Source organism: Paenibacillus crassostreae (genome assembly GCF_001857945.1).
Taxonomy (GTDB): domain Bacteria; phylum Bacillota; class Bacilli; order Paenibacillales; family Paenibacillaceae; genus Paenibacillus_AQ; species Paenibacillus_AQ crassostreae.
This window is the reverse complement of record NZ_CP017770.1, coordinates 220,683-240,063: the sequence shown is the minus strand read 5'-3', so window position 1 is coordinate 240,063 and position 19,381 is coordinate 220,683. Positions and strand designations below refer to the sequence as shown.

General features: G+C 39.8%; 17 protein-coding genes and 4 pseudogenes. 2 read left to right on the top strand and 19 right to left on the bottom strand.

Going from position 1 to position 19,381, the window contains the following annotated elements; translation table 11 throughout:
• Nucleotides 1-27: 27 nt before the first annotated feature.
• Nucleotides 28-150, bottom strand: a pseudogene (locus LPB68_RS23270) (winged helix-turn-helix transcriptional regulator); the annotation flags it as partial.
• Nucleotides 151-375: 225 nt separating this feature from the next.
• Here LPB68_RS23270 and LPB68_RS01140 point away from each other — a divergent pair.
• Nucleotides 376-756, top strand: a pseudogene (locus tag LPB68_RS01140) (NADPH-dependent F420 reductase); the annotation flags it as partial.
• 90 nt (nucleotides 757-846) lie between these two features.
• Here the strand turns inward: LPB68_RS01140 and LPB68_RS23065 are convergent.
• The 3 genes from LPB68_RS23065 to LPB68_RS01130 all read right to left on the bottom strand — a co-directional run bounded on the left by LPB68_RS23065 (nucleotide 847) and on the right by LPB68_RS01130 (nucleotide 2,894).
• Nucleotides 847-1,179, bottom strand: coding sequence for a hypothetical protein (locus LPB68_RS23065; RefSeq protein ID WP_204249605.1), 333 nt, complete (start codon nucleotides 1,177-1,179; stop codon nucleotides 847-849).
• A 300-nt stretch (nucleotides 1,180-1,479) separates the two neighbouring features.
• On the bottom strand, nucleotides 1,480-1,620 hold the full coding sequence (locus LPB68_RS23060; RefSeq protein ID WP_198402108.1) for a hypothetical protein: 141 nt from the start codon (nucleotides 1,618-1,620) through the stop codon (nucleotides 1,480-1,482).
• Nucleotides 1,621-2,453: 833 nt separating this feature from the next.
• Nucleotides 2,454-2,894 (bottom strand): Lrp/AsnC family transcriptional regulator, encoded by a 441-nt coding sequence (locus tag LPB68_RS01130; RefSeq protein WP_068654873.1) that lies wholly within the window; start codon nucleotides 2,892-2,894, stop codon nucleotides 2,454-2,456.
• 121 nt (nucleotides 2,895-3,015) lie between these two features.
• Here LPB68_RS01130 and LPB68_RS01125 point away from each other — a divergent pair, with 121 nt between their 5' ends.
• Nucleotides 3,016-3,567 (top strand): cysteine hydrolase family protein, encoded by a 552-nt coding sequence (locus LPB68_RS01125; RefSeq protein WP_068654875.1) that lies wholly within the window; start codon nucleotides 3,016-3,018, stop codon nucleotides 3,565-3,567.
• A gap of 422 nt (nucleotides 3,568-3,989) precedes the next feature.
• Here LPB68_RS01125 and LPB68_RS01120 read toward each other — a convergent pair.
• From LPB68_RS01120 to LPB68_RS01055, 15 genes and pseudogenes are all read right to left on the bottom strand, one after another.
• A pseudogene (locus LPB68_RS01120) lies at nucleotides 3,990-4,245 on the bottom strand (VOC family protein); the annotation flags it as partial.
• 354 nt (nucleotides 4,246-4,599) lie between these two features.
• Nucleotides 4,600-5,153: pseudogene (locus LPB68_RS23810) on the bottom strand (SDR family NAD(P)-dependent oxidoreductase); the annotation flags it as partial.
• Between the two features lie 182 nt (nucleotides 5,154-5,335).
• Entirely contained in the window at nucleotides 5,336-6,334 is a 999-nt protein-coding gene (locus tag LPB68_RS01110; RefSeq protein WP_068654877.1) for an NADP-dependent oxidoreductase, read from the bottom strand.
• 172 nt (nucleotides 6,335-6,506) lie between these two features.
• Nucleotides 6,507-7,580: an alkene reductase gene (locus tag LPB68_RS01105; protein ID WP_068654879.1), complete on the bottom strand. Its 1,074-nt coding sequence runs from the start codon at nucleotides 7,578-7,580 to the stop codon at nucleotides 6,507-6,509.
• 99 nt (nucleotides 7,581-7,679) lie between these two features.
• The gene (locus LPB68_RS01100) at nucleotides 7,680-8,378 is read right to left on the bottom strand and encodes an SDR family oxidoreductase (RefSeq protein ID WP_068654881.1); all 699 of its coding nucleotides are present in this window, start codon (nucleotides 8,376-8,378) and stop codon (nucleotides 7,680-7,682) included.
• A 261-nt stretch (nucleotides 8,379-8,639) separates the two neighbouring features.
• Complete coding sequence (locus LPB68_RS01095) at nucleotides 8,640-9,218, bottom strand: TetR/AcrR family transcriptional regulator (RefSeq protein WP_068654883.1); 579 nt, start codon at nucleotides 9,216-9,218, stop codon at nucleotides 8,640-8,642.
• 598 nt (nucleotides 9,219-9,816) lie between these two features.
• A complete protein-coding gene (locus LPB68_RS01090) occupies nucleotides 9,817-10,113 on the bottom strand; it encodes a putative quinol monooxygenase (RefSeq protein ID WP_068654885.1) in 297 nt (98 codons plus the stop codon).
• 8 nt (nucleotides 10,114-10,121) lie between these two features.
• Nucleotides 10,122-10,760, bottom strand: a complete 639-nt coding sequence (locus LPB68_RS01085) for a nitroreductase family protein (RefSeq protein ID WP_068654887.1) — start codon at nucleotides 10,758-10,760, stop codon at nucleotides 10,122-10,124.
• Nucleotides 10,761-10,784: 24 nt separating this feature from the next.
• Entirely contained in the window at nucleotides 10,785-11,186 is a 402-nt protein-coding gene (locus LPB68_RS01080; RefSeq protein ID WP_068656579.1) for a MarR family winged helix-turn-helix transcriptional regulator, read from the bottom strand.
• A gap of 554 nt (nucleotides 11,187-11,740) precedes the next feature.
• Nucleotides 11,741-13,297, bottom strand: coding sequence for an extracellular solute-binding protein (locus LPB68_RS01075; protein WP_068654889.1), 1,557 nt, complete (start codon nucleotides 13,295-13,297; stop codon nucleotides 11,741-11,743).
• 45 nt (nucleotides 13,298-13,342) lie between these two features.
• The gene (locus tag LPB68_RS01070) at nucleotides 13,343-14,215 is read right to left on the bottom strand and encodes a carbohydrate ABC transporter permease (protein ID WP_082865559.1); all 873 of its coding nucleotides are present in this window, start codon (nucleotides 14,213-14,215) and stop codon (nucleotides 13,343-13,345) included.
• 11 nt (nucleotides 14,216-14,226) lie between these two features.
• Nucleotides 14,227-15,171: an ABC transporter permease gene (locus LPB68_RS01065; protein ID WP_068654891.1), complete on the bottom strand. Its 945-nt coding sequence runs from the start codon at nucleotides 15,169-15,171 to the stop codon at nucleotides 14,227-14,229.
• Between the two features lie 309 nt (nucleotides 15,172-15,480).
• The gene (locus LPB68_RS01060) at nucleotides 15,481-17,037 is read right to left on the bottom strand and encodes an extracellular solute-binding protein (RefSeq protein ID WP_068654893.1); all 1,557 of its coding nucleotides are present in this window, start codon (nucleotides 17,035-17,037) and stop codon (nucleotides 15,481-15,483) included.
• 22 nt (nucleotides 17,038-17,059) lie between these two features.
• Nucleotides 17,060-17,227 carry a helix-turn-helix domain-containing protein gene (locus LPB68_RS23265; RefSeq protein ID WP_232510138.1) on the bottom strand — a complete coding sequence of 56 codons (168 nt, stop codon included), beginning with the start codon at nucleotides 17,225-17,227 and terminating at the stop codon, nucleotides 17,060-17,062.
• Nucleotides 17,228-17,242: 15 nt separating this feature from the next.
• Nucleotides 17,243-19,294 (bottom strand): cache domain-containing protein, encoded by a 2,052-nt coding sequence (locus LPB68_RS01055; protein ID WP_232510139.1) that lies wholly within the window; start codon nucleotides 19,292-19,294, stop codon nucleotides 17,243-17,245.
• Nucleotides 19,295-19,381: the final 87 nt, after the last annotated feature.

The window sequence follows — 19,381 nt, the reverse complement described above, 5'->3', positions numbered from 1 at the left end:
TCTTCACAAATCTATTATCGTAAAAGGAAAAACTGTGATTACATATTTCCAACGTCCAGAGAGGATATTTTGGGTATAAGCAATACCAAAAAATTCTCTTTGTTCCTTTATACGTTCTTTATCAAATCCATCCTTACATATCCTAGACACCTTTTCACCTGCTTTCTACTGCTAAGTACAAAAAAATGTACTACGTCAATTTTTATTGCCTACTTCAAAAAGATGAGAAATCAATTTATTCTTGTACATGTATCAGAAATACTCAATACGTTTTTATTATCTAATGAATATATGTTTACCGTTCGATAAACATATGATTGTGTAACTTTAAGCAGATTAATTCTTTTATATAAAAATTCTTTAGGAGGAACAATAATGAGATTTGGAATTATAGGTGCAGGACCAATTGGGTCAATTATTTCTAAAAAATTAGTTAAGAATGGATATGACGTCAAAATTGCAGATGCAAGAGGAATTGAACGTTTAGAAGGAAAAGAGTTTGCTGGAACAGCTGTGCGTGTAGAGGAGGCAATTAAAAATATTGAAGTTCTTATAATATCTCTTCCTATAAAGGCACTGCCAAGCATTCGGAACATTATCGATCAAGTCGCGGAGGAAGTAATCATTGTAGATACTTCAAATTACTACCCTTTTAGAGACGGCAAAATTGAAGAAATCGAGAACGGAATGGTTGAAAGTGTTTGGGTTTCCAATCAATTTGACAGACCTATCATTAAAGCTTTTAACAATTTGTTACTTGCGCCTATTAGAAGACTGTCTGCCTTCTTGATTTTGCTTAAAACTTCTTGATACTTCTCTTCCATACAAACCTCCATTTTTCAGTACTTATCCGATATCCGAATCTCTTTTTCCCTTACCGTTCAAAGCATCTTGTAAGACACGTCCAATATCTTCTTTAATGGCAAGTCCTTTTTCTCTTAACTCTTGAGGAACTACCGCATCTTTAGGATTTATTGTAATGTAGTAGGCATCCGGAAAACTGTAAGTCATATTCCAGAATGGCTCTTTAATAAACATCGGTGTCATCGTTCCTACGCCTAATTCCAGAAAGAGAATCTTTTTATCTTTGTTATTGATAAGATATTCATTGTATTTTCTTAATTCATTTCTGTAAGAGCTTCCTTCCAAAAATACATAAGAGCGCACCCATGGTTCCATGTCCCCTCCACAACTCGGACATTGTGGAATTAATTCAGTTGGAATAGCCGTTCTCTCTATTTGTCTATACATTTCGTTAATCTGTTCTTCATTATAATAAACCTCATCATGACAAGGCTTTGCACATTGGAAACAACGTAAATCGCCTTGAATTGAGGCCGCACCTGGAGCCAAATCGTAAATAGATTTGATCTGAGTAGCTAAATACGCCCATCGCTCTTCTTTTGTTGGGAAAGGATAATAAAATCCATCAAAAATATTTAAAATACCGTATTTCTCAGCAAATTTACCGAAGTAATTTTAAAAAAACGGTCCTGTCTGATAAAAGCTAAATCCAGCCGCCTCAGACATCCCAGCAGCACCACCTACCACAATTACCTCTGCCTCTTCTATTTTTGTTAGTAATGTGTTTATGTTGTCTTGATATTGTTGTAATAACATAATTCATTTGTCCTCCTAACGATTTTTCTTCCTAGTTGAAAAACATACACGCCAACTACAATTGCACCAGCTTCTTCGATTTTCTCAAGTAATATTTCTATATGGTTTTGATATAGTTGACCTACCATAGAATCTAGAAGTGTAATATATTTTGTGTGTTTTGAACAAGCATTACTTGAATCTGAGTACATTATATAGTTGATAACGGGAGAGAATTTCGAAACCACTCAGTGGGATTTTTGGGGCTGGCATACGGAGTCTAGACGGAAAAGAAGCAGACAAAGAATTTATGATGAAGCACTTCGCTAACATCGATTTAGAACAAATGCGAAATGTATTACAAACAATGAAGAAAGTAAATGCATCCATTTCATCCTCCATCAATTGGGCGGTGAATTGTTATAGAATTAATTAAAGGGAATCAATTATGAATCGAAAAGGATAAGTGTCTATTACACTTGCATTATCAAGTTTATTTATTGCCTTGAAAATTAGTTATCTCATTTAGATAGTGAATTTTTATTTTATATTCAAATTAGTGCGAAGTACAATTATGCATAAAATAATATGCACTTTCATTAACAATGAAAAAAACTCTATCTAGTAACAATGATGGAGAATTTATTATAGAAAACACTATATTTACTATATTTAGGGGCTACTAAACGGGCCTTACCCCTCATCGTGTAGTTCCATTATCTTTCGATAATGAATCAGACAAAAAAACCTCCTGTATAATTAGTGTGCACACCAATAGGTGTGCACACTAATTATACAAAAGGGATATAGTGAGAAAAACACGGGTGGTACAGTTCACTGGCCATAACCATTTATCATATAGCAGTCAACGGATTTTGTTGTTTAATCTCTTGTATCGATAAATGTACAGTATAATTCCCATACTCAAGAATTACATCCAGTAAATTATTCAATTTTTCTTGCGAGTTTACTTTAATTTTTAAATGGTAACATCCTTCTCCGGATACTCGGTGAACTTCCACTACCTCATTTCGATCATTCATTAATCGTATAAATGAATCATGGTTTGTTGTCTTCATGTAAATAATGATAAACGCTGTATAAGTAAGTCCTAATTTCATTTCATCAACTATTAGAGAATAGGCTTTAATTACACCACTTTCCTCAAGTTTTTTTATACGATTCCCAACTGCTTGTCCCGTCATATGAATTTGTTCACCCAAATATTTCCATTTAATGCGTGAGTTTTCGGACAGTAACCGAAGGAGCTGAAAATCAATGTTATCAAGTTCCATTATTAATTTCCTTTCACCATGAATTTATTTAGCTAAAAGTGTTTCATCAACTTATCGATAAAAGGAAAAAAACGATTTATGATTATAGAGTAACAAAATATTTTAAATGAGGTGGAGAATAATGAGCACAGCTCTAATAATCGTAGATATACAAAATGACTATTTCCCAAATGGCAAGATGGAATTAAGCAACCCTGAAAAAGCGGCCGTTAATGCTGCGAAAGTCCTTGAATGGTTTAGACAGAATTACAAAGATAACATTTTCCATATACAGCATATCGCAAGTGATCCAGGGTCAGGTTTCTTTCTTCCAGATACAGAAGGAGTAGAGATACATGAGACTGTCCTACCATTAGAACACGAAACCATTATTAATAAACATTTCCCTAACAGCTTTTTAAAGACTGAATTAGAAAGCAAATTAAAAGAAAAAGGATTAACTAAGGTAGTGGTTGTAGGTATGATGACACATATGTGTATTGATTCCACAGTCAGAGCTGCAGTGGATTTAGGTTATGAAACTACACTAATTGAAGATGCTTGTGCGACACGAGACTTATCGTATCAAGATAAAGTCGTTCCAGCAGAACAGGTTCATTATGCATTTGTTGGTGCACTTAATGGTATGTATGCCAATGTAATTTCGACCGACGATTTCCTGCAACAAAACTAACAGAGTCTTCGAGAACATACAGATTCGAGGAATTGTCAACATCAGATTCAATACCACTACAAATTTTTGTGCATTATTTGGATTCGATTCTATTTCCGGATACATTGCCAGCCCAAACTTATACATTCTTATTTTTCTGGAACCTTCTGCATGTCTTACATTTCTACGTTGCATATGGGACACCATGTTGCCCAGTAGTTTAGCATGACATGACTCGTTTACACCTTTGTAATCAAACAATATTGTTGTTTGTGGTGGCTAATTATACAGTAACGAATAGAAATAATGCAAATAGATGGCTCCTTTATAGAGAAGTTGAATGCTTAGCATAAAAGTATATTTTATCCTAAAACAAAAATAAGTATATCCCTAGTTTGAGACAGGGATATACTTATTTTCAAAGATTTAAGCATAAAGATGTCACCGATGGCATTTACAGGAGCAGTTCGGTGGTCTGATATAGTAGGTGGGTTAGGAAATCGCGAAAGTTCAAGTTGGCTGTGGCCATCTGGGGTAACCATCATAGCAATCTCTACACACTGTGAACCCAGACAGAGCGGTTAGGCGACCAGCCCATTCCCCTTCGACAGTAGTTCGCCCTTCGAGCTTCAAGCCAATTTCCTCGAAGAAAGAGATTGCGTCATCAAGGGATTCTACAACGATGCCAACATTGTCCATTCTTAGTATGATTTTCTCTGCCACGAACTTTACAATGCATCTCTTGTATTAAATATAGTCTAACGGCTTCCTTAACGCCTTTAGGTTCGCCATCCCGTTGAACGATGGCTCCCTTATAGCTGATTCATAGCTTGGTCAACAAAACTTATATATTAATATTACGTAGTATTTTGTACATATGTATGTAAGTCGTTAACGGCTCTTAGTTCAACACAAAGTTTGAGATTCCACGATTGTTGGACAAACTTGAGTCCTGCTTCAAGTGATCTTGGATACCAATCCCACCTTGTGCATATCCCTTCCATTTTAAAACAATTACCTTTTATTCCTCATTCCATGAAACGGTTGCGGGCACGTCAGCCCCGGGCATAATGCGGTTACAGTCACGCCTGTTCCGCTCACTTCATTCGCCAAAGCTTCGGTGAACGACAACACGTACGCCTTCGTCGCATAGTAAACAGACATCATCGGTCCTGGGAAAAAACCCACCAAGGAAGCTACATTCATCACTCCACCTTGCCCGCGCTTGATCATATCCGGCAAGAATAGCTTCGTCATAACCGTCAGAGCCTTGATATTAACGTCAATCATATTCACTTCTTGCTCCATATCCGTTTCTAAAATGTCCCAAACAAACCGAAGCCGGCATTGTTGACTAAATAGTCAACGCTAATCCCCTTCTCCTTTAGCTCCGTGTAGATTTCCTCGGGTACCCCTGTTGCCGCCACATCCTTGGCGATGACTGTTGCCTGAATGCCGTATTTTTTTCGATATTCCTGTGCGAGTTCTATTGTTTTACTCTCACTACGAGCCACCAGCACTATATTATGTCCGCCCTTGGCAAATCGATCAGCTAATTCTTTACCGATCCCACCAGAAACCCCTGTGATAAGAACCGTCTTTCTCATTCTGATATCCCACCTCATATTTAAATGTTATGTGTAGACCATTACACGTGCTCAGTTTCGAAGACTTCGAGCTAAGTGATAATTGCTTGATATCAGCCGTTTCTAGTTTTCTTGAGCCAGGTCAGGGAGAGAATGAAAATTAGGGAATGATCATTCTAATAAAACGAAAAAAATATGTCGCTTTAAAAAGTCACAATCACTTTGCCCTGGGAGTGGCCCGTCGACACCTTAACCAACGCCTTATTAATGTCATCGAACGTATAAGTTGAATCTATAGAGGGCTTAATATTTTCTTTTTCAACAAGTTTAGTGATTTCTTGTAATTGACTTCCATTGGCTTGCACGAATAAAAAACGATATTCATTTTGATTCTTACGTGCTAATGAATCTAAGCGAGCACCCACTAAACCAAACAATGCTTTTTTCCACATCGGAAAATGATTGTCAACCGCAAAGCGATAATTAGGTCCAGCTTTCAATGACACCAATTTCCCTTGTGGTTTTAAAATACCCAGTTCAGCTTTAATCTCTTTGGTACCCAAAGTGTCGATCACATAATCGATATTGGACAGTATGTCGGCATAGTTCTCTGCCTTATAATTTATGAATTGATCAGCCCCGATGGACAGTGTACGTGATCTGCCTCTTTCACTGCCACTTGTAATTACATATAATCCCATTGATTTGGCAATGGGGATTGCCATAGCACCGAAGCCGCCGGTTCCTCCGGGAATGAATAGTTTTTTATTCGGCTGGGCATCGAGTACGCCATGTAACGCTTGATAAGCAGTCAATGCAGTAAGGGGCACAGCAGCAGCTTCAATGAAAGTCAAATTTTTAGGCATGATAGATAAGGCATCTTCATTCACTGCCGCATATTCAGCAAAAGCACCGATTCTAGCAAGTGGTAACCTCGTATACACAGGGTCCCCAACCTTAAAATTCAAAACATCATCGCCAACGGCTTCAATAACACCAGATAGTTCATTTCCTAAAGTTAATGGCAACTCATAGTCGGCAATCAATCGAACGCTGCCATTCAAATTAAGAATATCGAGTGGATTTACACCTGCAGCTTTTACTTTTACAAGTACTTCGTGGCTATTGATCTCTGGTATTTTAACATCATTCAGTTCCACTTGGATTTTCTTTGAATACTTCTGTATTTGTGCTGCTCTCATGTTTCATCCTCTTCCTTTATTAATTTTGGGGTAGAACATCATGAATGTAATCACTGAGGGTATACCATTTTTAATCAAAATACATCTTTAAAACATTGAGTATTTGTAGATAAATCATGGCGCACAACTTTTCCGTTGTACGCCATTAATTAGTGTATTCTCTATTACTACCTTATTGGGATTCTAATTCTACCATTGTGGGATAATCCGTATAACCTTTGCTTCCCAGACCATAGATTGTTGTGGGATCTGCTTCATTTAATGGCGCACCTTTTTGAAGTCGTTCCACTAAATCTGGATTAGCTAATGACCATACACCAACAGGCACCAGATCAGCAAGGGCATTATCAATATCCACGCTGAGATCCTCCAGAGATCGTCCAGCACGATTGACTAACAAAGGATTCGTCCAGATTGAGCGAATGTCTTGGAGCAGTTCTTCGTTTCCAAGATGCATGATATGGAGGTAAGCTAAATCCAATTTAGCTAATTCTTTTACAAGATAACGATAAAGTTCAGGACCTTGTTCACCATCTTGTATCCCACCAAGAGGTGTCCCTAGCGAGATCCGGAAACCTGTTCTTTCTGCTCCAATTTCTTCGACGATGGCTTTCGTTACTTCAATCGCGAAGCGAGTACGATTTTCTATAGATCCCCCATATTCGTCCGTCCGTGTATTCGAATTTTCTCCGATAAATTGATTAATCAGATAACCGTTTGCTCCGTGAATTTCAACACCATCCGCACCTGCTTTAATAGCCGCAGCTGCTGCTTTTCGGAAGTCGGCAATGGTCGTTTGAATATCCTCTTTACTTAACTCACGCGGAACGGGGATGGCCTGCTTACCTTTAGCGGTAAACATTTCTTCACCTGGCGCGATTGCAGATGGTGCAACAGATTGACGATGATGTGGTGTATTGTCTGGGTGCGAAATGCGACCGGCATGCATTAATTGGATATACATATATCCACCTGCTTCATGCACTGCATTGGTAACCTTTTTCCATCCTTCAATATGCTTATCCGTATATATTCCAGGTGACCATAAGTACCCTTGACCATCATCAGAAGGTTGTGTACCTTCTGTAATAATGAGTCCCATTGACGCTCGTTGAGCATAGTAAAGGGCTGTTAATTCTCCCGGTGTACCATCTTCATTCGACCTACTACGTGTCATTGGTGCCATTGCTAAACGATGAGGTAATTCCAAATTCCCAATTTTTGTTTTGCTCCATAATTTATCCATTTTTAACACCCCTCTTTAAAATTCTTTACCAGTTGTCTGGTGTTTGCTGTTACGTATTGATTTGATATCTTGGACGAAATACTTTATTAGTCATTTGTATTAGGATAAATGTGGATATATCGCAGATACTCCACCGGAAAGAATACTTTGGATATGTCTGCTCGTGTCATCCGCAACAATTTCAAAGCTGTCGGATTCTATACCATCTATAGCAATTTTTGCGATGTCCGCAGGGTTAGACTTGGGAACTTCTAAGCCCGACGTCATGTCTGTCTCCATAAAGCCCACATGTAATCCAGCTACTCGCACGTTTTGAGGATACAGATTTATTCGCAGGTCGTTCGTCAATGCCCACTCCGCTGCCTTTGCAACCGTATAAGCGCCAGCAGTTCCTGAACTAACCCAAGATAATGCAGAAAGAATATTCAGAATCGTGCCACCGTTGTTATTTACTAGAATCGGTGCAAAAGTTCGAACCATTGAAAGTGTGCCAAAGAAATGTGTATTAAACTCCAAATGTAATTGGTCAAGATCACCATCAAGCAAAGAAGCTCCTGTAGACGATCCTGCATTGTTGATTAAAAGTGTAGTATCCTTAGCAACCATAGCGGCTGCAGCTACCTCTTGTGGGTTCGTAATATCAAGCTTCACAGGTATTACACCAGGAATATCAATGGACTCCGGATTTCTTGCTCCGGCATAAACCTTAGCCCCTCTGGATAGAAGTTCAAGCGTCAGAGCTCGGCCAAGGCCTCTGTTCGCACCGGTGACAAATGCGATTTGTTTAGAAATTTCCATTTTTAGTTTGCTCCTTTTGTTATTTGGTATGGGTACAACAAATTCCTTAAAGTATTGGGCGGAGGAAAATCCAAGCATATGGGAATGATCATTCTAGAATAAATATAAGAATGATCCCTTCATGAAGAGAAGTTTGTAGACTCACCATATGAGAACGATCATTCTAAAAACGGTATAAGGAATGTTATCCTCTTAGGAGTAAGCTTCACAAAACAGCTTATACTTACCACCTATAAGAACAATCATTCTAAAGATATTAAACTATTTACATAAAAGTTTGATGGATATATTGGCTGTACGGAGTAGTTTTTCTTTGGCAATGGAGGTTCTTGTCATTACCCTCAATCCAACACATACTGTATGCATATGCTCCGCTAGCTCTGCGGCATCGTAATCTGAGGTGAATTCTCCATTCCGCTGCCCCCACAGAATAATATCCTTAAACATTTGCTCTGATAGTGTAAACGATTCAGTGGATTTGGAATCTACTTCGGCATCGCGCATTGCCAATTCCACCGCCGAATTCACCATTAAACAACCAGAAGGTGAGTCTTCTTCACCATATATCATGAAATTAATAATCAACTGAAGAGCTTCCTCGGCAGTCTCGGAGCGTTTAATTACTCCTGTAAGTTCCGTATTAATTTTAGCACGAAAACGATCCATTGCTTTAAGAAAGAGCATATGTTTGTCGCCAAACGTGTCATACAAACTTCTACGATGGATCCCCATATGTTCCACCAGATCAGTCAAGGATGTCTTCTCATAACCTTGTTCCCAAAAGAGCTTCATCGCCTTATCCAGTACTATGCTCTCATCGAATTCTTTGCTTCTTGCCATTCCATTCCCCTCCTGCCATTGTCAATATAACATATTGAGAACGATCAGTAAAGAATGAATAAATCATAATGCTCATTCAAATTATGATCATATGCAGTGAAACGACCTCTAGTTCAAGTAAGTAAGCTCTGCATTCTCTTCTGCACTGTATCTGTCATTATAACCTAAATCCCCTTGAATATTGCCAGGGGGAACTATACAAGTTCTTGTCCAATTTCGTTAAAACAAAAAAAAAGCGATTTTCGCAGATATTAATCGGACAACATTTTTGTCAACTTTCAAAAATCCCCGTTTGGGGATTATAATAATTTTTTGCGGTCTTCAATACCTTGGTTATAAATGTTCAATATTGTAACAAGATCAATTGTTGTGCTCTCAATCCTTTCAACTATTTATTCTTCTGCTTTGCAACTTGCATACCGCCGATGATAACCATAATAATCCCAATTACTGCCAGAATAATCCTAACTAAGAATGGACTCAATGAAAACCAGTCTCCGGATCAGGTATTAAAGAAGCCTTAAAAGAGTTTATCCTCTTTTAAGGCTTCCCATTTAAATCCCATTACTTTTTCTAACAACATACTTTAGAATTTTAATTATTTGCCGATGGGTTGACCTATAAAAGCTTGAGCATGTAACGGAGCTGTCAAGTATTTTGGTGCTTTAGCTACGAACGCCTGAAAATGGCTACTTGTATTGTGAGCTCCTACTGCTTCTTGGTCTTTCCACTGTTCGACCATGAGATATGTGTCATCCTTATCTGTATCCTGCAGGAGCTTATACGACACATTCCCTGCTTCCGCGCGGGATAATTCAATAAGTTCTTGTACGGAATCCAGAAATTCTGCTTCAACTTCACGATTAACTTTCATTTCTGCATGAATAATAATCATAGATAGCCTTACTTCCACTCCGCAATACGGTCAACAGGAAGACGACTAGTCCTACGTGGCTCTTTAGTAGCTTTACCTACTGAAATAAGCATAACCGGTACATAACGTTCCTTCTCCATACCAAAAGCTTCCGCAATACGGGATTTGTCATATCCGCCAATCGGATTTGTATCATATCCACGGGCACGAGCAGAAAGCATAAGTTGCATGGATACGAGACCGCCATCAATAAGAATCATTTCACGAAAAGCTTGCGCTGGTATACGTCCAAAAAGATCAGTATAGTTAGCCATTACTTGATCTTTAATCTCTTGCGGCATATACCCTCTTTCCACATCAGTACTCATAATTTCGTCAGCATTTTCAAATGCGTTCATATCTCCGAAAACGGCAACGACTGCAGAGGAGGTTGTAACTTGGTTTTTGTTACCTGGTGCAAGCTCTTCAAGCGTCGATTTACCTTCTGGGCTATCAATGACAAGAAATCTCCAAGGCTGAAGATTAACGGATGACGGGGCCAAAGTCGCTTCTTCCAAAATTTCAGTCATTTCCACACGGCTGATTGTGACCGTTGGATCGTACACACGCACAGAGTGCCGAGAAGTGATAATGTCTTTAAAATCATTGTTTAGAGTTGTTTCAGTCATGTTATTCTCTCCTAATCTCTATCTTTAATTAGTCTTACTTGTTTCTTTCATTCGTTGAATCTGGCTGTTCAGCTTTCGTAGAGCTTGAATAAACCCGAGTCGTTCTGATTCCGTGAGGTCTTCCTGCAGTTCCTCCAGAAAACGATCTTTCTCCGCTTTAAACATCGCTACTTTATGTTTGCCTTCTTCGGTTAGCTGAACTAAGGTAACCCGATTGTCGCTCTCAGACCTAGTTCGCAGAAGTATCCCTTCTGCTTCCAATTGCTGAACATGACGGGTCACCGCAGCTGGATCAATAGACACTGCTTTCTGCAGATCCGACTGACTTATTTGCCCACTCGTTAATTTGCAAAGGAGTTCGAGCCGATTGGGACTAACTCCAGCACATTGTTCAAACCGGGTCGCAATATGCTTGTTTAAATGCATTAGCAAGTACAGCAAATCTTCTGTATGACATGTAGAGATGATAAAGACCTCCTTTCATTCATTGACCCATCAACTGTTGATGGGTCAATGATAAAACTTTTTTTATATAAAATCAAGTCTATTTGCAAAAAAAAGGTCGATTAAGTTTTCACTTTTGGTCTTCCCATAAAACCGTCATCAACGTGGATATCCATAATCGTTTAAATAGGTAAATTATTGCCTAAATCGAATCAAAGCCATCTTAGCGGAATACAGCCTACGCTCAGTACTATCAAGCCGGTTAGTAACAATCTTTTTTATTAGGGGGAAATCACATTTCAGAATAATGTAATATAACTTTATTCTCTCGAATTCAAGCTAAAAGAAATAATTATTATCATCCAAACGGCAATCGGAACAGGTTCTTGACAATACACAATGACAAGAATCTGTTCCGATAAAATAAAAAAACCGCGATCTACGCGGATTTTAATCGGACTATATTCTTGTCATCTTACAACGGCGCTCCTGAGCAAATTGCAGAGCATCCACTTCCTATGTTTATCTATTCCACTTTACTTGTTATAAAATTCATCATATGCGGCCATTTTGCCTTCCATCACGGCTGTTCCGCCCATATCCATATACTCCTGAACGATTTTTTCGTATACGGAATCGAAATTTTCAGGTTTGGAAGTAACAACCTTTGCCAGCACTTCTTTATCCTTCTCCGTTAGAATAGTTGCATATTTGATTTCGGCTTCGACCGGAATGTCTACACGAGGCAGTGTATATCCGTCGTTGCTACCCGCTTGTATGCTTTTAACGGTGAAGTCTTTGAAGTCGGGATTAAATGCATTAGCGGCAATATTCTTATCAGGATCTTCGATGGAAACGTATTTACCGTTCAGAATAATACAATAGTCAAAATAGTTATACAGCAAATTCTGAGATTCTGGTGTATCTAATAAAACAGGTAGCCCCTCCTCATCCATTTTATAGGACAGCCCTTCTTCACCATTTTGGAGGACAAGGATATTTGCCGGGTCTGCCATCCAGTTTAGGTATTTCACTGCAGCTTCTGCGTTCTTGCTTGAGGCAGGAACCATAATATAGGCTCCGATCGGTTCATAAATTGGCTTAGGATGCTTACCGTCCGGTGTAGAGTAAGGATCAATCGGCTCAAGTACTGCATTCGGATTATTCTTAACCAGATTCTCATAATAACCACCGTATACAGGTTCATTCGTATTAGGGGTTGCAGAACCTACAATGCTATTTACAACCTGCTGCGGAAATTCTTGACCGAAATCACTGGCTAGTGCAAAGTCCGGATCGATAAGTCCCTCATGATACAGTTGATTCAAGAGCTTATACCCGTCTTTTGCGCCAGGCATCTTCCAACGTGGAATCGCATATAAATCTCTTTCCGTAAGTTCATCCCACTTATAAAAAGAGTTGACTAAAGGCATGGTGTGGAACACGCCAATATAGCCAAGCGGAATGCCTTTCCCGCCAGTCTGACCAGGATCCTTCTCTTTAAATGCTCGTAGCGTATCCACAAACTGCTCTGTTGTTGTAGGAACCGGCAGACTTAATTGATCCAACCAATCCCTGCGGATGAATGTTGTCGTCTGAGACTGAATGACCCGTAGGGCTGGGATAACATATTGTTTCTCCTCGAACACACCATAAGGCAGTGAAGGACCAAGGACTTTTTTTAGGTTAGGTCCATGTTCTTCAATGATTGGACCCAGATCCGTCAAACCTCCACTATTAACATAATTCTGAATGGTCGGTTTATCATAGGTGAAGACGATATCAGGCGCAGAATTAGAAGCCATAAGTACATTCATCTTTTGTACTTCCTCCGCACGTGGAACTGTTACGAATTCTACATCAATGTTGTTAGGGTCGCCAAATCTCTCCTGAATGAATTTCGTCATGAAGTTATCAGTGATCGGCGGTTCACCAGTAGGTGTATTGTTTCTGTCAAACAGTTCTACTTTTAAAGTAATCCGTTTGCCTTCCGGTTCAGTTGGAGGTTTACTTGAACAGCCTGATAATACCAGTACAGATACCATGATAAGAGCTACCGTCGTAATCATGACTTGGCGAAAAGATTTACGCATGTGATTAGCCTCCCTTTTCTCGTCTTTAATATAGGAATACTTTCATTAACCTTTTACAGCCCCAACCAGTCTTCCTGAGATGAAATATTTCTGCACCCAAGGGTACACCAGAATAATCGGTAAGGTTGCAAATACGATACTGGCTGATTGTAATCCCTGTGGGATTGGTGTAGAGGAATTGAAACCCTCTTGTGCTGTAGCATCATTGACTTGACTGTTGATGACCAGTTGATAGAGCTTAAGCTGCAGCGGATAGAGGTCAATATTGTTGATATAGAACAATGCATCCTGAAACATATTCCACCTGTCTACGGCGGAGTACAGGGCGATGGTCACCAGAATCGGTACTTGCAGCGGAAGAACGATCTGGATCAGAAACCGAAAATGGTTACATCCGTCCATCCAGGCAGAATCCTCTAATTCAGTTGGAATTTGAGAAAAGGATGTTTTCATAATGATCAATAGAAAAGCATTAATTGCAATCGGTAGAATAAGCGACGCCAACGAATCTAACAAATGAAGCTCTTTCATAAGTAAATAGTTAGGGATGATCCCCGGATTAAAGAACATTGTGATAATAATCATGCCGAACATAATATTCTTTCCTTTAAAATCCCTGCGGCTTAAGGCATATGCCGCTATTGTGGTCATCGCAAGCGCGATACCTGTATAGACAGTAACAAGAATAACTGTGAGCATAAGCGAGCGGATCATGGCCATATCGCTGAAAATTTCTTTGTAAGAATTTAAGTTCCAATCGACTGGCCACAAGAATACTTCTCCTGACATAAGGGCTCTGTTGCCGCTGAAGGATAATGCGAAGATATGAATCATCGGAACGATACATAACAGAGCAATGCTTCCAATGATAATCATAATCATGGCGTTGGTTAATTTTTCGGATGGGTTTCGCAGCACTTCTATACCTCCTAGAAAATCCCTTGGTTGTTCACTTTTCTTGAGACCAGTTCAGCAGACAGTAGTAAGATTACACCGACGACGGATTGGAATAATCCAACTGCTGTAGCGAGAGCAAATTGAGCTGATTGAATTCCAACTGTGTAAACATAGGTGCTGATGACCTGAGCGACATCCATCACATATCCGTTCTGCAATGCATAAGGCTGTTCGAAGCCGATATCAGCCATATGCCCGATCTGGATTATAAACAAGACAACAATCGTAGGCTTAATCCCAGGCAGTGTAATATGCCAAATCTTTCTCATTCGACTGGCTCCATCCACATCAGCGGCTTCATATAGCTCTTTATTGATTCCGGTAAGCGCTGCCAAATAGAGAATCATCCCCCAGCCTGCATGACGCCATACACCAATTCCTACATATGTAGCTATCCAATGTAACGAGTCCTCTAGAAACGGAATAGGTGTTCCGCCTAACCCTGTAATGAATTCATTCACACTTCCTGTATTCGTGGCCAATAATCGGATTGCCATACCACCAACAATAACCCAGGAAATAAAATGAGGCAGATACAAGAGCGTTTGGCTAAGTCGTTTGAACCATTTCATGCGCAGCTCATTCAGCAGGATCGCCAAAATGATCGGGACTGGAAATGTCAGCAATGAGATCACATTTAACATGAGCGTATTACGAAGCGCTTTATAGAACTGCGGTTGGGCAAAAATCTCTCGAAACACATCCAGCCCGATCCATTCACTCCCAATGACGCCCTTAAAGATGTTATAGTCCTTAAAAGCGACCACCACCCCTGCCATGGGGAGGTACTTAAAGATAATGAAGAATGCCATTGGAGCTAACATGAAGATATACAATGGCCATTGACGTTTTACAGCTGCTATCCGCCTTCGGTTGGCCGTAAACAGCCTGTTTTGTTGACGCGTACTAATTTGCATAAACCTCATATCCTTTCCAAGTTCGATCCAGAGCGACAGCATCTTAACTACAAGCAAGAAGCGTGATCGACTTTTATATGTCTCCACAGTACAATACCGCTTATGTTTTTGAATATTCTCTTGATTTTTTCTGATTACTCTTTTTGTTTTTGGATTACTTCACTCTTTTTTAAGTCTTCGCATCCCTTGGCGAATAGAACTATCTTTTTTTATGAGGTATTCATTATTTGTTAACAGCCGTAAAGATTACGGACGCAGCCTTAAAAAACAAAAAAACGCCCCACCGTAATGGGACGAAAAAAGATATAGTTATTGTTCTGCACGATAAGCGGTACGTTTCTCAATCATGACTTGCTCTCCGCCCATGGACATATAATCTTCAACTTCCTTATCATATACAGCATCAAATTGTTCCGGTTGGGCTGTGACCACTTTTACGAAAACCTCATCATACTTTTCCGTTAAGACATCCATATATTTAATCTCAGATTCAATAACGGTTCGAATACGCGGAAGTTCTATTCCATCCTTCATCCCATACTCAATGCTTTTCATTGTAAATTGACTATATTGTGGATTATACGTATTAGCATTAATATTAAGTTCCTCATTCACAGGACTAATAAATTTCCCGTTGAAAATGATACAGTAATCAAAGTAATTGTACATCATACGTTTCGTATCTTCGTTCTCAAGCGTGACGGGTATTCCATCCTTCATTTCATAGGTTAATCCTTCAATTCCGTTCTGCAAGGGAATATAATGTTCGGGATTCGCCATCCAGTTCAAATATTTCACAGCCTCTTCCGCATGTTTACTGATCTTCGGTACCATGATGTACATGCCATTCACTTCATTAATCGGTTTAGGATGCTGTCCATTTTTGCTAGTAAACGGATCAATCGGTGTGAAGACAGCTGAAGGTTCATGCTTCTTCAGTTCTGCCAGATGACCCATATATACAGGCTCAATGGTATTCGGTGTGGTGGCTCCGATTCGTCCGTAAGTGAAATCCTCTTTGTACTTTTTCATGTCCCGATCAAAAGCAAAATTAGGATCGATCAGCCCTTCATGGTACAGCTGATTGAGGAACCTGAAGGCATCCTTATTCCCAGGCATCACCCATCTTGGATTCGCATACAAGTCTTCTTCCGTAATGTGGTCCCAATCCCAAAAGGAATATTGCAGGTGAAGCATATGGTAATAATCAATGAGACTGTATGGGATAACCTCCTCTCCCGCTTTTCCCGGCATCTTCTCCTTAAACGCGTTAAGGGCAGTATAAAACTCCTCTGTTGTTTCAGGTAACGGTAGTCCCACTTCCTGAAGCCAATCCTCACGGATCAGGGTCGTGCTTTGGGCCCGTAATATTCTTTTGGCTGGAATAGCGTACTGTTTCCCTTCAAATACCCCATATTGTAAAACTTCTTCTCCCAGCACCTGCTTGAGATCATCTCCATATTCATTAAGTAAAGAGGTCAGATCCGTTAATGCACCACGGGATACTAGATTTGCAACGACAGGTTCTAGATAAGTAAAGACGATATCCGGTGCCTGATTCGCCTTAATAAGAATATTCAGCTTCTCTACTTCCTCCGACCTGGGAATCGTCACGAATTCGATCTTAATTCGATTAGGATCTCCGAATTGCTCCTGTATGTATTGTGTCATGAAATTATTCGTTATTTCAGGAGCATCGCTCGGTTTATTATTCCTATCGAATAACGCAATCCTTAATGTTGTCATCTTCTCATCTCCAAAAGGATTGACAACATCATGATCCGCCTCCAGCTGTTCGCTGCAACCCATCAGTAACATGAGCAATCCAATGAAGAGATACTTGGTATATCTGACAATCAAGATCATCCGCTCCTCGCTCCATGATTATTTAAGTGTCCGGACTGGCACGGTACATATTTCGATATTCTCCTGGCGGCACGTCTTGAACCTTCTTAAATACACGGTAGAAAGAGATGACATTCAAATACCCAATTTGTTCAGCAATGGATTGGATCGAATTATCTGTCTCTTTTAGCAGGTGTTTGGCATGCTCCAATCTCACCTTAAGAACTTAATCTATAAATTTGCCGCCCAGCTCCTCCTTGAATAATTGACTTAATGTGCTGGGTTGCAGATTGAGATATTCGCTTACGCGTGTCAGGGATAAGTCAGGATTGGCATAATTCGCATCAATATAGGATTTCGCCTGAAGAGCAAGGCTATGATGTCTCCGTGCTTGTCGGTCCAGATCCACGAAGGCCTCGAATTCCGACATCAAGGTCATGAGCTTCTCTTCAAGCTTATCCAACGTTTCAATTCGATCCGTCAATTCTACAATTAAGTGCTGGTAGTCGTTTTTCCATCCTTCCTGAATAGCCGGGGACAGGGTAGCAATTACCTTTTCGATCTGGATCAAGAAGTTATAAACGAAAACATTCATATCAGACTTCCCGAACCGCATCTCCCGAAGCTTATTGAAAATATGCGTCAGTTTTTCTCTCCAATCACTTTCATTCATGCGGAAGGACTGAGCTGCGCTTTCCAGCACTTGCAGGTAGGCATAGCTGTCCAGGCTTAACTTTCCAGCGGTTCTCCGGTTGTCAATGATGGTGTTGGTACCAAAAATGGTTTTTAGGGAGACATTTTCTTTTGCGTTCTGATATGATTCTGTGATACTGATAATGGAATCTGAGTCTGCCCCCACTCCAATACTAATGGTTAACTCCAGGTTAAGCTGAACCCATCTCTGCAGTTCTTCGGCTAATTCTGTTATTGTTGTGGTGTGATGAAATCCGGATTTCAGATGATGGGTGACAAATGCAATACGCTCAGGCTCCATCCAGGCATGCCATACGAAAATATTGTTCTGATGTCCCAGTTCATGAAAGGCATTCTCTACAATAAATTTAAGTAAATGTTGATCACTAAGCTTATACTTTTGTGTGAAGCCCGAATAATCATCGATTTCGGCAACGATCACACTAAGCCGGTCATACTGAATCGATACATTCCAAGCGGAAAGCTGGTTCTTGAACTGTTCCTGCGACAACACCTGATGTCCTGACAGAAGGTCATGGAGTAATTTTTGCTTTCTGAGCATGCTGTCTTCCTTAAACAGATTTTCGTAGTCGAGTGACTTCTTGATCAACTGGTCCAGTGCCATCTCAATGAACGCGAACTCATTCTGTTTTCTCGTTTTTCTAATCCCTAAATCTTCACTCTTCCGTGTAGAGAAATGACCTACCTTCTCCAGAATGGACTCAATCGGCTTATAATGCATATGAGTTACCAAAGTAAACCCGATTAGGGCAATAACAATGATCATTACAACAATAATCATCCATACCTTAGAGAAGTGAGAAAGCACATTATAACTCTTCTGAACCACGCCGCTTGCCGCATATTCCCACCCCGTGTAATCAGAACTAACTACAATAACTGGAGAATTGGGCTCTTGATAGGAAGGTTCGTGAAATGTGGCATCTGCTAACTGTATAACATTGATGCCGCTTTCATTAAAACTGTTAAGGTAATCGATAAAATAGCTTAAATACACGTTTACGGCGACTGCTCCTACTTTGTTATCGCCATCATAGTAATATTTCACAAGTGAAACGACATGCTGTTGGTTATCATCCAAGGTCATTTGTGTAAACGGTCGGGGATTATTCCAACCGCTTGGCTCTTCCAGCGCGTAATTAGTCTGGAGAAATTCTCGATCACCAAATTTTTGGATAGAATAGGAACCAGAATCAGAAACGATTCGTTCATCTGCTTCATTGTAGAGGTATATCGTATTTTGAAAGGGGAACGTCGACTTTAATTCAATTAATTTGTTTTGTATATCATAATATTGATACGCGGATTTATTTCCTTCTGAAAAAAAGGATTGGATAGTGCGGTCCTTCAGTAATTGACTTACAACATTACGCTCAATCAACATGAAGTGAACATCCGTATTATGGACCACCCGTTCTAAGATGGCTTCTGTGGTCTCCCTATACTTATTCTCTGCCGTATTATTGAGCACAAGAAAAAAAATAAATATGATTGAGGATATGACCACAAAGAAAATCGGAGTATACGAAAGCATCATGCGATAGAACCAATTTTTCCTCTTCATGTGCGCAACGCTCCTATCTTCTTCCCAATATGCTAACGTCAAACTAAAAACACTTGTTAATTCAAATCGTAATTTATCCATTTAATC